This is a genomic window from Halocynthiibacter styelae, from assembly GCF_016123485.1.
GTDB classification, from domain to species: Bacteria; Pseudomonadota; Alphaproteobacteria; order Rhodobacterales; family Rhodobacteraceae; genus Halocynthiibacter; species Halocynthiibacter styelae.
Genome location: NZ_JADCKQ010000018.1, coordinates 1 through 13,350, shown reverse-complemented (window position 1 = coordinate 13,350; position 13,350 = coordinate 1). Strand labels below are relative to the sequence as shown.

General features: G+C 56.1%; 11 protein-coding genes. 8 read left to right on the top strand and 3 right to left on the bottom strand.

Annotated elements, in window-relative coordinates:
• Positions 1-261 precede the first annotated feature (261 nt).
• The 3 genes from H1D41_RS16905 (at position 262) to H1D41_RS16895 (ending at position 5,066) form a co-directional block, all read left to right on the top strand.
• The gene (locus tag H1D41_RS16905) at positions 262-699 is read left to right on the top strand and encodes a hypothetical protein (RefSeq protein WP_228850029.1); all 438 of its coding nucleotides are present in this window, start codon (positions 262-264) and stop codon (positions 697-699) included.
• Between the two features lie 66 nt (positions 700-765).
• Entirely contained in the window at positions 766-4,284 is a 3,519-nt protein-coding gene (dnaE, locus tag H1D41_RS16900) for a DNA polymerase III subunit alpha (RefSeq protein ID WP_228850028.1), read from the top strand.
• Positions 4,285-4,403: 119 nt separating this feature from the next.
• Complete coding sequence (locus tag H1D41_RS16895) at positions 4,404-5,066, top strand: hypothetical protein (RefSeq protein ID WP_228850027.1); 663 nt, start codon at positions 4,404-4,406, stop codon at positions 5,064-5,066.
• Between the two features lie 22 nt (positions 5,067-5,088).
• Here the strand turns inward: H1D41_RS16895 and H1D41_RS16890 are convergent, their stop codons facing one another.
• Both H1D41_RS16890 and H1D41_RS16885 read right to left on the bottom strand, forming a co-directional pair.
• Positions 5,089-5,295, bottom strand: a complete 207-nt coding sequence (locus tag H1D41_RS16890; protein ID WP_228850026.1) for a SlyX family protein — start codon at positions 5,293-5,295, stop codon at positions 5,089-5,091.
• Between the two features lie 18 nt (positions 5,296-5,313).
• On the bottom strand, positions 5,314-6,105 hold the full coding sequence (locus H1D41_RS16885; protein WP_228850025.1) for a phenylalanine 4-monooxygenase: 792 nt from the start codon (positions 6,103-6,105) through the stop codon (positions 5,314-5,316).
• A 106-nt stretch (positions 6,106-6,211) separates the two neighbouring features.
• Here H1D41_RS16885 and H1D41_RS16880 point away from each other — a divergent pair, with 106 nt between their 5' ends.
• The 4 genes from H1D41_RS16880 (at position 6,212) to hisG (ending at position 10,043) form a co-directional block, all read left to right on the top strand.
• On the top strand, positions 6,212-6,670 hold the full coding sequence (locus H1D41_RS16880) for an Lrp/AsnC family transcriptional regulator (RefSeq protein ID WP_228850024.1): 459 nt from the start codon (positions 6,212-6,214) through the stop codon (positions 6,668-6,670).
• A gap of 93 nt (positions 6,671-6,763) precedes the next feature.
• Positions 6,764-8,251 (top strand): histidine--tRNA ligase, encoded by a 1,488-nt coding sequence (gene hisS / locus H1D41_RS16875; protein WP_228850023.1) that lies wholly within the window; start codon positions 6,764-6,766, stop codon positions 8,249-8,251.
• Positions 8,248-9,354, top strand: a complete 1,107-nt coding sequence (locus tag H1D41_RS16870) for an ATP phosphoribosyltransferase regulatory subunit (RefSeq protein WP_228850022.1) — start codon at positions 8,248-8,250, stop codon at positions 9,352-9,354. The genes hisS and H1D41_RS16870 overlap by 4 nt, the downstream gene beginning before the upstream one ends.
• Positions 9,351-10,043, top strand: a complete 693-nt coding sequence (gene hisG / locus H1D41_RS16865) for an ATP phosphoribosyltransferase (protein WP_107496381.1) — start codon at positions 9,351-9,353, stop codon at positions 10,041-10,043. The genes H1D41_RS16870 and hisG overlap by 4 nt, the downstream gene beginning before the upstream one ends.
• 94 nt (positions 10,044-10,137) lie before the next feature.
• On the opposite strand, the gene H1D41_RS16860 is transcribed toward hisG, so the two are convergent.
• On the bottom strand, positions 10,138-10,560 hold the full coding sequence (locus H1D41_RS16860; protein ID WP_228850021.1) for a DUF1489 family protein: 423 nt from the start codon (positions 10,558-10,560) through the stop codon (positions 10,138-10,140).
• A gap of 141 nt (positions 10,561-10,701) precedes the next feature.
• Here H1D41_RS16860 and H1D41_RS16855 point away from each other — a divergent pair, with 141 nt between their 5' ends.
• On the top strand, positions 10,702-12,966 hold the full coding sequence (locus H1D41_RS16855; protein ID WP_228850020.1) for an adenosylcobalamin-dependent ribonucleoside-diphosphate reductase: 2,265 nt from the start codon (positions 10,702-10,704) through the stop codon (positions 12,964-12,966).
• The last annotated feature ends 384 nt before the right edge of the window (positions 12,967-13,350 follow it).

Genomic DNA, 13,350 nt, shown 5'->3' with positions numbered 1-13,350 from the left:
TAGTCCGTGTCGCCTTCTTTTCGGAAAACTGCGGGTGTAAATTGCCCGTTACCGTTTTCAATGCGCGGGCCCGATGCGACGTAAAGCCTCGCGCGCTTCCCTGATCGCACCAGAAAAGCGTGAAAATGTCGCAGTGGCAAGGGGGGAGTTCAGATAAGCGCCTGAAAGATCCTTCGGGAAATGGTGAAAATCACGATTACCTTTTGACATCCGGGGGGAAAAACGTCCTTTTGCGGATATATTAAGTACGAGGGAAATAGAATGAAACTCAAAAGCCTGCTTATGCTGGCAGGGGCTGGTGTGCTTGCCGCCTGTGTCACAACCGCCGCTGGCCTTTCTTTTGGCAACAACACGGGTGATTACCCGAATGACAATGAATGTGATGATCCGCGTTTTACCGGCGGTGGCATGGCCTCTTCCCTGAGCGTGGATAACATCGGCAAAGATGCGACGGATTGCCAGACGCTTTACAGTGCGCAGCGCATTCGTCTGGCACGCACCCGTGCACAGTGGGATGTGGCGCAATGCCGGGCCATTGAATACGGAAATAATTCTTCGCGCTGGGCGCGGGACAATGAATGTGACGATCCGCGCTTCACGGGGCCTGGCGTGGATGAAATCCTTGTGCCTGCTGATCTGCGTGCTGATGCGGCCGATTGCCGGGCGCTGTGTAACGCTGGCGAAATCTGGCTGAAATAAACAATTACTTCCCGGGCGGCGAGAATTGGGTTTCGCCGCCCGGGTGCGCCCCTTAAACTGGTCGCTATGACTGACCAGCCTCGATTCATCCATCTCCGCGTACACACCGAATATTCCCTGCTTGAGGGGGCCGTTCCTGTAAAGAAACTGCCCGGCTTGTGCGATGGCATGGGGATGCCTGCGGTCGCAGTGACCGATACGAATTCCATGTTTGCGGCGCTGGAATTTTCTGTGACGGCGAAGAAAGCAGGCGTGCAGCCCATCGTCGGTTGTCAGGTTGATCTGCGATATGATCCGCCTGCAACAGGTGAAAAGCCGCGCAATCCCGCGCCTGTGGTTCTGCTGGCCCAGAATGAAACCGGCTATGAAAATCTGATGAAGCTGTCCTCCTGCCTGTATGTGGATGCTGGCGGTGAGCTGCCGCAAGTCACGGTTGAGGATCTGGAGAGACACGCAAGCGGGCTGATCTGTCTGACAGGTGGGCCGGAAGGGCCGCTGGGTATGCTGATTGCGCAGGGGCAGGATGCCAAGGCGGATGCTTTGCTGGCCCGCATGATGACGGCATTTGGCGATCGTCTTTATATGGAACTGCAACGCCACCCGGGCGAAGGTGGTCAGCTGACGGTGGCTGAACGCGCAACTGAACGCGGTTTTATTGAACGTGCCTATGCGCTGAATATCCCGCTGGTCGCGACCAACGACGTCTATTTCCCCAAAACCGATATGTATGAGGCGCATGACGCCCTGATCTGCATTTCCGAAGGGGCCTATGTCGATCAGCAGGATGACCGCCGCCGCCTGACTCCCCAGCATTATTTCAAAAGCCCCGCAGAAATGGCGGCGCTGTTTGCCGATCTGCCGGAAGCCCTGGAAAGCACTGTCGAAATCGCGCAACGCTGTGCCTTTGGTGCTTACCTGCGTGACCCGATCCTGCCAAAGTTTGCGGATGACGAAGTCGCAGAACTGCGCCGCATTGCGAATGAAGGCCTGCAAAACCGCCTTGCCGTGATCCCCCATGCGGTGACGCCGGAAAAATACCAGGAACGCCTGGATTTTGAACTTGATATCATTGAAGGCATGGGCTTCCCTGGCTACTTCCTGATCGTTGCGGACTTTATCCAATGGGGCAAAGATCAGGGTATTCCGGTTGGGCCGGGCCGTGGGTCTGGTGCGGGGTCTTTGGTCGCCTATGCGCTGACGATTACTGACCTTGATCCGCTGCGCTATTCCCTGCTGTTTGAACGCTTCCTGAACCCGGAACGTGTGTCGATGCCGGATTTTGATATCGACTTTTGCATGGATCGCCGGGAAGAGGTGATCAAATATGTGCAGGAAAAATATGGCCGCGACAAAGTAGGCCAGATCATCACCTTTGGTGCGCTTTTGTCCAAAGCCGCCGTGCGTGACATTGGCCGTGTCTTGCAGATGCCTTACGGCCAGGTGGATCGCCTGTCTAAGATGATCCCGGTGGAAGGCGTAAAGCCCATGTCCATCGCGCAATCTCTGATCGAAGAGCCCCGCCTGCGTGAAGAAGCTCGTAATGAAGAAGTTGTCGAACGTCTTCTGAATTACGGTCAGCAGGTCGAAGGTTTGCTGCGGAACGCATCCACCCACGCGGCTGGTGTTGTGATTGGTGACCGGCCGCTGGATGCGCTTGTGCCGCTCTATCAGGATCCGCGATCCGACATGCCCGCGACCCAGTTCAATATGAAATGGGTGGAACAGGCCGGGCTTGTGAAGTTCGATTTTCTGGGTCTGAAGACCTTGACCGTCATTCAAAACGCTGTCGATCAGATCAAAGGCGAAGGGCGTGATATTCATATCTCTGCCGATGGCACACAGCTGTATGAACCGCCCGAAGGCGCGGTGAATGAAATCAACGCGATCCCACTGGATGACAAGGTTTCATACGATCTGTATTCCGCCGCCCGCACCGTGGCTGTGTTCCAGGTGGAATCGACAGGGATGATGGATGCGCTCAAGCGCATGAAGCCCACCTGTATTGAGGATATCGTTGCGCTTGTGGCGCTGTATCGTCCCGGCCCGATGGAAAACATTCCAACCTATTGTGAGGTGAAGAACGGCCTCAAAGAGATCGAATCCGTCCACCCGCTGATTGACCACATTCTGGAAGAAACCCAGGGCATCATCGTCTACCAGGAACAGGTGATGCAGATCGCCCAGGTCATGGCGAATTACTCTCTTGGCGGCGCGGATCTTCTGCGTCGTGCGATGGGTAAGAAGATTAAAGAAGCGATGGATGCCGAACGCCCGAAATTTGAAAAGGGTGCGGCTGAAAACGGTGTGCCAGCCAAGAAAGCCAGTGAGGTTTTCGACCTTCTCGAAAAATTCGCGAACTACGGCTTCAACAAATCCCACGCGGCGGCCTATGCGGTGGTGTCTTACCAGACCGCCTGGCTGAAGGCGAACCACCCGGTGGAATTCATGGCCGGTGTGATGAACTGCGATATCCATCTGACGGATAAGCTTGCGATTTATGCTAATGAAACCCGCAAGCCGCAGGATCGCGATGGTCTGGGGATTGAAATCATCCCGCCCTGCGTGAACCGCTCGCTTGCGACGTTCTCTGTGTCTGAAGGCCGTCTGGTCTATGCGCTGGGCGCGCTGAAAAATGTTGGTCTTGATGCGATGCGTCTGGTGGTGGAAGGCCGTCGGGTGGATGGCGTCGATAAACCGTTTGCCACGCTTTACGATATGGCGCGGCGTGTGGATCTGAAACGTGTCGGCAAACGCCCGATGGAAATGCTGGCGCGTGCCGGTGCGTTTGATCAGCTCGACAACAACCGTCGCCGGGTTTTCGACAGTCTTGATGCGCTTGTCGCTTATTCCGCTGCGATCCATGAACAGCGGGCGTCCAACCAGGTGTCTCTCTTTGGCGAAGCGGGCGATGACCTGCCCGAACCGCGCCTGCCGCAGGCGGTTGACTGGCTGGCGGCGGAACGTCTGACCGAGGAATTCAAAGCCATTGGGTTCTATCTGTCCGGTCACCCGCTGGATGATTACATGCCTGCTTTGCGACGCAAAAAGGTTATGACCCTGGCTGAACTTGAAAAGGCCTGTCAGAGCGGCGCAAAGATTGCGAAAATCGCGGGTTCTGTTTCCGGCTGTCAGGAACGCAAATCCGCGCGCGGCAACCGTTTTGCCTTTGCGCAGCTCTCTGATCCAACCGGTGGCTATGAGGTCACAATTTTCTCTGACACGCTGGAAAAATGCCGCGATCATCTGACTACCGGCAATAACGTTGTGATCACCGTCGAAGCCACGATGGAATCGGATCAGCTGAAATTGCTGGCGCGGTCAATCGTGCCTGCCGATGGTGTCGCGGCGGATGCGGGGAACATGGGACTGCTGGTTTTTGTGGAGGAAGCCCAGGCGATTTCTGCGGTGGCTTCCGTTCTGGATCAGTCGGACGCGCGGGGCAGGGGGCCTGTGAAGTTCTGCCTCATGGCGCCAGATTTGCCGGGCGAAGTCGATATTGAACTGCCAAAGCAATTCGCCCTTAATCTACAGATCAAAAGCGCGATCAAAAGCCTTGATGGCGTTATGGCTGTCGAGGAAATATAAGCGCGGTCCCGCCTGTCCGGACGCCTGATATCAGGGCACTCGACAACTCATATGAATTTGTCATAAAACCTCCTCGTCGTTCCTGACACAGGGGCGACGGGGTATGAGGGATCATGAATATGGGTTTTAAGCTGGGTACATCAGGCCTGCTTTTTGCGGCTGTGCTTCTGTCAGGCTGTCAGACAATGACGCTTGATGGCGGTGGCGTGTCGCGCAGTCTTGTTGCTGGTGGCAGCCCGTCAAGCTCTCATACTGCCGATACGTCTGAAGACGCCAGCGCAGAAATCAACCGCTTTGCCCGCCGCAGCCGCACCGCAGAACCTGTGGTGGAACATGGCCTGACCCGTGTGTGTGGCACCACCCGTCAGCAACGTGGCGAAGAAGTCGACCGTGCGCCGGGGCAGGGGGTACGCCTGTTTGACACCGCGCCCGGCACCAGTGCACCGCGTGATTTTTACCTGACCGGGTTTGATGATGGTTGCGCGCGCAAATTCACCGCAGCCCTTGCTTTGCTGGGGTCACCGGATGTGCATGAAGGTTTTCGCTATGCGGGCGGCGTGCGCAATCGGCCTTACAGCGATATGGACAACGCTTACGAGCGTTTCAAAAACCGCACCTGTGGCGTGTCAGATGGTGAAGCTTGCCCGGATGGGCGGCGCAGCCGTCTGAACCGAAATCTCGCTTTCCTGACGGTTTACAATCGGTTCGGCTATTCCGGTGCGCGCAGTGAACTGCTGATCTGGAAGGGTGACGTGGTTGCCCGTGAAGTGATCAGTAACTGATCCCACCAGGCTTATGCCCATTCTACCAATGTGGTGGGCGCTGATCTGCCAGGGGTATACTGCCGCCGACTTCCATTTCCCGTTGCGCTTCCCGCTCCATCAACATGGAGGAGCGACGTTTCAGAACATCCAACTCCTTTTCCTGGCGCGCCACGATATCGGATAGCTCCTCTACCGTGCGGGTCAGATGGGCGATTTGTTCTTCAAGCTGCAGGATACGATCAGTCATATCCTGCACATAGGCGTTTTACGCCGCCTGGTCAAACAGCGGCGTGTGATCGCCCAGGGATTTGGCCTGATCAATCAGCGCCACCAGATCCTGATCAAGCGCCTCTGTCAGCGCCTCAAAGCTTTCAATCGCAAAATATACCGGCTGCACAATGTCGATCCGATACGGGGTGCGCAGCACATCCATCAGGTCAAAATCACGCACTTCCGCATGACCATTCATCGCATTCTCAGCCTCTGCCGGGGAAGACCCGATCCCCGCGCCGTAAGCCCGCACACCGTCTTTTGTGTGGATCAGGCCAAATTCCACCGTGAACCAGAACAGGCGGAACATATGCCAGCTATAGCCTTTGCCCAGCGTTTGCGCCTGCTGCCCGAACCGTTCAATAAAATCGCAATAGGCGTTGTTGGTCAGCAGGGGGCAATGACCGAAAACCTCGTGGAACAGGTCAGGTTCTTCGATGTAATCCATATGTTCACGCCGGCGCAGGAAGGTGGCGATCGGAAACTTGCGGTCCGACAAAAGATTAAAGAACCGCGTCGGGGCAATCAGGGCAGGCACGCCTTCCACACCTGCACCGGTCAACCTGTTCAGGCGTTTATCAATGTCAACGACCTGTGGCACGTTACCGGCGTTCAGGCCAAGCGTTGCAATCCCCTCCAGGTAGCTGTCAACCATCACGCCCTGCAGCGCATCCATCTGACGCGTAAACAGTGTGCCCCAGACCGTGCGATCATCTTCCGTGTAGGGGTAGCAGCCCTGTGCATCCGGTGCCAGTGAAGCATATCCATTGTCAGTCTGTTTGGTCATCGCATGTCTCCTTTGTTTCAGGATAGGGGGCCGGGTTGAAACAGGTGTTTCAGAATGGCGGGCATTCTGATATATTTGACATGAATAATTCACGTCGGGGCGTAATTTGGAACTCACAGACCAGGAAAGAGCCCTTCTGCGGGAAATTCAGCGCGATTCCACCCTGCCTGTGGCCGAACTGGCCCAACGGGCGGGGATGGCGCAAAGCACGGCCTGGCGCAGGCTTCAGGATTTTGAGGCGCGCGGAATTATTCGCGGCCGCGTCACCCTGCTGGATGCCGCAAAGGTTGATGCGGGCTTTTGCATTTTCGCTAATATCACCCTTGCGGATCATTCCGAGGATTCTGTCACAGCTTTTGAAAGCCTGGTGCAGCGTCATGCCGAAATCATGGAATGCCACAAACTGACCGGCGGGGCCGATTACGTGCTGAAAATCCGCACCCGTGATGTGGTGGAATATGAAAACTTCATGACTCACAACCTGCTGCGCTACCCGTTTGTCCGGGGGGTATCGTCGTCTGTTTCCCTGAAAGAGCTTAAATCGACGACAGAACTGCCGCTTTAAGCTGAAGATTATGTGTCACAGCCCCTGTTGTCTTGCCCCGCGCCTGCACGCGGGTTACAGGTGCGCGTGAAATATGACCCAAAGGTAAGACCAATGGCCAAAGTAAAGAAATCTCCGCGTCCCAAGGCAGAAACCCCTAAAGGCTTCCGCGACTATTTCGGGCATGAGGTGCATGAGCGCAAAACGATGCTCGATGCTATCGCGGCGGTTTACCATCATTATGGCTTTGAGGCGCTGGAAAGCTCCGCGGTGGAAACCGTGGAAGCCCTGGGTAAATTCCTGCCCGATGTCGATCGCCCGAACGAAGGTGTGTTCGCCTGGCAGGAATATGAAGAAGATGGCAACGGCGACTGGATGGCGCTGCGCTATGATCTGACAGCACCACTGGCCCGTGTTTATGCCCAGCACCGCAACGATCTGCCGACGCCCTATCGCCGTTTCGCGATGGGCCCGGTCTGGCGCAATGAAAAGCCAGGCCCTGGCCGTTTCCGTCAGTTCTATCAATGTGATGCGGATACTGTTGGCGCACCTTCTGTCGCGGCAGATGCTGAAATCTGTGCGATGCTGGCGGATGTGTTGGAAAAAGTTGGCATTGCCCGGGGTGACTACATCGTACGCGTCAACAACCGCAAAGTTCTGAACGGTGTGCTCGAAGTCATGGGCCTGTCTGATGATGCTCAGCGAGACGACGTTCTGCGCACCATCGACAAGTTCGACAAAGTTGGCGAAAGCGGCGTGCGTGAATTGCTGACAACCGGGCGCAAGGATGCCTCCGGCGCGTTTATCGATGGTGTTGGCCTTGCGGCCGAACAGGCTGATCCTGTGATCGCATTCCTGACGTCCAAAGGCGCAACCACGGCTGAGACACTGGCAAATCTTGCCCAGGCCGTCGGCGAATCTGCCATCGGTGCGGAAGGCGTGAAGGAACTGCAACAGATCGCGGACCTGCTCGACGCCCAGGGCTATGGTCCGGATCAGGTGGACATTGATCCATCTGTCGTGCGTGGCCTTGGCTATTACACCGGTCCGGTGTTTGAAGCTGAACTCACCTTCGACATTCAGGATGAAAAAGGCCGTACCCGTCAGTTTGGTTCCGTCGCTGGCGGTGGTCGTTACGATGATCTGGTGAAACGCTTCACCGGTCAGGCCGTGCCTGCAACCGGTGTTTCCATCGGCGTTGACCGCCTGCTGGCTGCCCTGCGCATGAAGGGCCGCGCGGCAAGTGCCGGTCCTGGCCCGGTTGTGGTCACCGTGATGGATCGCGATCGTATGGCGGATTACCAGGCCATGGTGTCTGAACTGCGTGCGGAAGGCATCCGGGCGGAAGTGTACCTTGGCAATCCAAAGAACTTCGGCAACCAGCTGAAATACGCAGACAAACGCCAGTCCCCGGTTGCTGTCATTCAGGGTGGCGATGAGGCCGAGCGCGGCGTTGTCCAGATCAAGGATCTCGTGCTGGGTGCGAAGATTGCCGAAAGCGCGACCCATGAGGAATGGAAAGCCCAGCCTGCCCAGCGTGAAATTGCACGCGCTGATCTGGTGGCTGAAGTCCGCAAAATCCTGGAAGGAAATGCCGGATGACCAACACAAGCGCTGCGTCGCTGCGTCTGGTTGCGGAAGCCGCCAGATTGCGCAGCTTTTTTGAAACCTCTGGTGCGACCCTGGTTGAGGCAGACATGCTGCAACCGGCCGAAGTCCTGCTGGATCTGTACGGCGAAGACATTCGCGCCCGGACCTATGTGACATCCGATCCCCTGCGCGGCGAATTGATGTTGCGCCCGGATTTCACCGTGCCTGTGGTGCAGATGCATATGAACCACGGTGCTGAACCGGCCCGTTACACATATTCCGGCAAAGTCTTCCGGCGCCAGGAAGAAGACCTGGGCCGCGCCAGCGAATATCTGCAGGTCGGCTATGAGGTATTTGATCGCGAAGATCCCGCCGGGGCCGATGCCGAAGTCTTTGCGCTGTTCAACGGTGTTCTGCGTGGCAAGGGCCTGTCTGCGGTCACCGGCGATATGGGCATTCTGCGCGCGGCTGTGTCCGGGCTGTCCGCATCGGATCGCCGTAAGAACGCCCTGCTGCGCCACATCTGGCGTCCACGCAAATTCCGCAGCCTGCTGGATCGCTTCTCTGGTCGCACGCCTTTGCCTGCCGCACGGGCAAAGCTGCTTGATCTGCTGGAAACCAATACGCAGGATGTGCTTCTGGAAAATGCAGGTGCCCAGGTTGGTATGCGATCTGAAGAAGATGTGCGTGCCCGCCTGACGGTCATTCAGGAAGACGCGAAAGAAGCGCCGATTTCCCGGAATGAAGCCGAGATGCTGGAAGAACTGCTTACCCTGCGTGCCCCCGCGCCACAGGCGCTCAGCACATTGCGCGACATTGCTGTTGATATGCCATCTGTTGCCACTGCGACCGAAGCTTTCGAAGCCCGGCTTGCGGCCATGGCCCAGCGTGGGATCGACACAGCGAATCTTGATTTTGATGCAAGTCACGGTCGCAGTTCCATGGAATATTACGACGGGTTTGTTTTCAGCTTTGGCAAAACCGGCCAGCCTGCGGTGGCCACCGGGGGACGTTATGATGCGTTGACCCGTGTGCTGGGGCAGGGGCGTTCCATTCCGGCGGTGGGCGGCGTGATCCGCCCTGATCTGTTGCTCGCTGCGGAGGGCGCGATATGACCCTGAAACTTGGTGTGCCCTCCAAAGGGCGTCTGATGGAAAAAACCTTCGCCTGGTTTGGCAAGCGCGGCATTGAACTGGCCCGTACCGGATCTGACCGCGAATATGCGGGTGCCGTTGCCGGTGTGGAAGGCGTGGAACTTGTTCTGCTCTCTGCCAGCGAAATTCCGCGTGAACTGTCCGAAGGTCGCATTCACCTGGGCGTCACCGGCACCGATCTTGTGCGTGAAAAACTGGCCGCCTGGGAAAACCAGGTGGAAGAAATCGCACCGATGGGATTCGGTCAGGCCGATCTGATTATTGCTGTGCCGAAATTCTGGGTCGATGTAGAAACACTGGATGATCTGGATGCGGCCTCTGCCGCCTTCCGCGCACGTCATGGGTTCCGCCTGCGCATCGCCACGAAATACCACCGGATGATTCGTGAATTTCTGCGCGATCACGGGGTTGCCGACTATCAGCTGGTCGACAGTCAGGGCGCAACAGAAGGTGCTGTGAAAAACGAAACGGCCGAAGCCGTGGCGGATATCACATCAACCGGTGAAACCTTGCGGGCAAACCACCTGAAGATTCTCTCTGACGGTCTTGTGCATCGGTCACAGGCAACGCTTTTGCGATCACGTAAAGCGCCCTGGGCCGATTCTGAACGGACCGCGCTGAAAGCGCTTCTGGCGAAACTCGACGTTTAACGGCGGGTTGCCGCAGCGCACGCTGCGTATGCATAAGATGTGCATAGATAGTGCATGGATTGTGTATGTGCCGAATACGGGTTTTCAGGCTGGTTCAGCACAGCCCGATATCTGAAAGCTCTCGGGCCAGTTCCGGGGGCAACGCATCATCTTTCACGCGGTTTGCAGGCAGATCCACAGGGGCATCTTCACCCTTCAGATAACGCCAGCCCTGAAAGGCCCGCCTTGGCGCGGCAGTGGTGCGGATCACATCGGATTTCAGAATAATCGCACAGCGGCGAATCCCGTCTTCCCCTGTGATTTCATCAAGCCGTAGAATTTCCTGACGTGCCTGAACCACACCTTTCATCACCCAGTAAAGCGATCCGCCATCCAGCAACTCAACCTCACGTTTAGGCCACATGCGTGTCACGTGCCTTGTGGGTGTATGCAGGGTGCCATGGCTTTCCCGGGACAGCAAAAGCTGATCCGGTGAGTCGATTCCAACGCATAGTTTTATGAGATGAAGATTCCCCATATGACCCCGTATCTTGTGTATTTCCGTTCTGCAACCACTATATTTTGCAATTTAGGAAGATAAAATCGTTGACGCTTCACAGCTGCGCGAGGTAGTTTGTGATCCTCATTTAACACCATTTACCGATGTCAGGAAGCCGCGATGAGCCGTTTTGCCGCCCCGATTGCCGAACAAATCTGGGATATGAAATACCGTCTGAAAAATGCGGATGGCTCAGCCGTTGATAAGGCCGTGGAAGACAGCTGGCGTCGTATCGCGCGCGCGCTTGCGGAAGTCGAACAAGACAGCAAAGGCTGGGAAGAAAAGTTCTACGCAGCCCTGGAAGATTTCAAATTCCTGCCAGCCGGCCGTATCGCAGCGGGTGCCGGCACAGGCCGTGCTGTTACCCTGTTCAACTGCTTCGTTATGGGCACCGTGCCTGACAGCATGGGCGGCATTTTCGACAACCTGAAAGAAGCCGCGCTGACCATGCAGCAAGGTGGCGGAATCGGCTATGATTTCAGCACCATACGCCCCCGTGGCGCCGACGTAAAAGGCGTTGCTGCCGATGCCTCTGGCCCGCTGTCATTCATGGACGTCTGGGACGCAATGTGCCGCACAATTATGTCCGCAGGTTCACGCCGCGGCGCGATGATGGCGACCATGCGCTGTGACCACCCGGATATCGAACATTTCATCACAGCCAAATCTGACGCGGCCCGCTTGCGGATGTTCAACTTGTCCGTTCTGGTAACCGATGACTTCATGGAAGCTGTGAAAGCAGATGGCCCGTGGGAATTGAAATTCGACGGCAAGGTCTATCACACTGTAAACGCACGTGATTTGTGGAACCAAATCATGCAGTCAACCTACAGCCAGGCTGAACCAGGTGTGATTTTCATCGACCGTATTAACGCGATGAACAACCTGAATTACTGCGAAGATATCGCGTCTACCAACCCATGTGGCGAACAACCTCTGCCGCCTTATGGCGCGTGTCTTCTGGGCTCCATTAACCTTGCCCGTCTGGTTGCAAATCCGTTTGAAGCCGAGGCGGACCTTGATGAAGAACAGCTAAGCGAACTGGTCGCGACCGCTGTGCGCATGATGGACAACGTTGTTGATGCCTCCCGTTTCCCACTGGAAGCCCAGGCCCGTGAAGCCGCTGCGAAACGTCGTATTGGCCTTGGTGTGACCGGCCTTGCAGATGCGCTGTTGATGACCGGTCTTGAGTATGGGTCAGAGGAAGCGGCGCGTCAGACCGAAAGCTGGATGAAACGTATCGCCCGCGCCGCCTATCTGGCGTCGGTGGACCTTGCCAGGGAAAAAGGCGCATTCCCGCTGTTCGATGCGGACAAATACCTGGCGTCCGGCAATATGATGCAGATGGACGATGATGTGCGCGCTGAGATTGCTGAACACGGCATTCGCAACGCTCTGCTGACCTCGATTGCGCCAACCGGCACCATCAGCCTGTATGCGGGCAACGTCAGTTCCGGCATCGAACCTGTCTTTGCCTACAGCTATAAGCGTAAGGTTCTGCAGAAGGACGGTTCCCGTACTGAGGAAGAAGTCGTTGATTATGCGGTGCAAATGTGGCGTGATAAGTTCGGCGATAAAGAACTGCCGAGCTATTTTGTGAACGCCCAGACCCTTGCCCCCGCAGCCCACGTGCGTATGCAGGCGGCAGCACAAAAATGGATCGACAGCTCCATTTCCAAGACCATCAACTGCCCGGAAGACATCAATTTTGATGACTTCAAAGAGGTCTATATGCAGGCTTGGGACAGTGGCTGTAAGGGCTGCACGACCTACCGTCCGAATGATGTGACCGGTTCTGTTCTGTCCGTTTCAGAAGAAAGTGAAAAGACACCAGAGGCCGATGAAGGCGCTGATGTTGTTTACATTTCCGAACCACTGGATCGTCCACAATCCCTAGAAGGTCACACTTACAAACTGAAATGGCCAGATTCAGAGCACGCGATTTATCTGACCGTGAATGACCTGATTGTTTCGGGGCAACGCCGTCCGTTTGAAGTGTTCATCAATTCCAAAAATATGGAACATTACGCTTGGACTGTGGCTCTGACACGGATGATTTCCGCGGTCTTCCGCCGTGGCGGTGACGTAAGCTTTGTCGTCGAAGAACTGAAAGCAGTCTTTGATCCACGTGGTGGTGCCTGGATGCAAGGCAAGTATGTGCCATCTATCCTGGCGGCCATCGGGGGCGTGATCGAGACCCATCTGATCAGCACAGGTTTCATTGCTGGCGAAGGCATGGGGCTGAAGTCTGACCCACAAGCTGACGTCGTGCAAATCGGCGGCACCCCACGCGGCAAAGCCTGCCCATCCTGTGGTCAGTTCGATCTGCAAATGGTCGAAGGGTGCATGACCTGCCGCAGCTGCGGCCACAGCAAGTGCGGGTGATCTGACCGCATGCTGTAAGGCAGATGTGGGACACACCATAACTTGGCCACTTAGGGGCATTTTTTGGCCACTACACACACATCAAATGACCACTGGCGATTTTATCGCCAGTGGTTTTATTTATTTTCAATGCCTTAGGCGTTTTTTGATTTTTGCTGCTGAAATCTGACAGCGTTTGGCTGTGTTTCCGCCGACCACTTGCATTGGTGGTGCAAAAACTCTCTAAAAATCCCACAGGTTCCGGAACCTTTCATACTCATCAGCCGCCCCCATCAGGGTCGTGGCCATGCGCCGGGCAGGTTTGCCTGGCTTTGAAAGGATTCTGTTTTGACTCGTTCCACCACTCTGATCCCCGTCAGCCCCATCAGGTTCATTGGCGAGCTC

Bases quoted from the DNA above. Each gene is read 5' to 3' on its own strand.
- H1D41_RS16885 (WP_228850025.1), bottom strand. From the start codon at position 6,105: ATGACCAAACAGACTGACAATGGATATGCTTCACTGGCACCGGATGCA.
- H1D41_RS16895 (WP_228850027.1), top strand. From the start codon at position 4,404: ATGGGTTTTAAGCTGGGTACATCAGGCCTGCTTTTTGCGGCTGTGCTT.
- H1D41_RS16855 (WP_228850020.1), top strand. From the start codon at position 10,702: ATGAGCCGTTTTGCCGCCCCGATTGCCGAACAAATCTGGGATATGAAA.
- H1D41_RS16890 (WP_228850026.1), bottom strand. From the start codon at position 5,295: ATGACTGATCGTATCCTGCAGCTTGAAGAACAAATCGCCCATCTGACC.
- dnaE (WP_228850028.1), top strand. From the start codon at position 766: ATGACTGACCAGCCTCGATTCATCCATCTCCGCGTACACACCGAATAT.
- H1D41_RS16870 (WP_228850022.1), top strand. From the start codon at position 8,248: ATGACCAACACAAGCGCTGCGTCGCTGCGTCTGGTTGCGGAAGCCGCC.
- H1D41_RS16905 (WP_228850029.1), top strand. From the start codon at position 262: ATGAAACTCAAAAGCCTGCTTATGCTGGCAGGGGCTGGTGTGCTTGCC.
- hisS (WP_228850023.1), top strand. From the start codon at position 6,764: ATGGCCAAAGTAAAGAAATCTCCGCGTCCCAAGGCAGAAACCCCTAAA.
- H1D41_RS16860 (WP_228850021.1), bottom strand. From the start codon at position 10,560: ATGGGGAATCTTCATCTCATAAAACTATGCGTTGGAATCGACTCACCG.
- hisG (WP_107496381.1), top strand. From the start codon at position 9,351: ATGACCCTGAAACTTGGTGTGCCCTCCAAAGGGCGTCTGATGGAAAAA.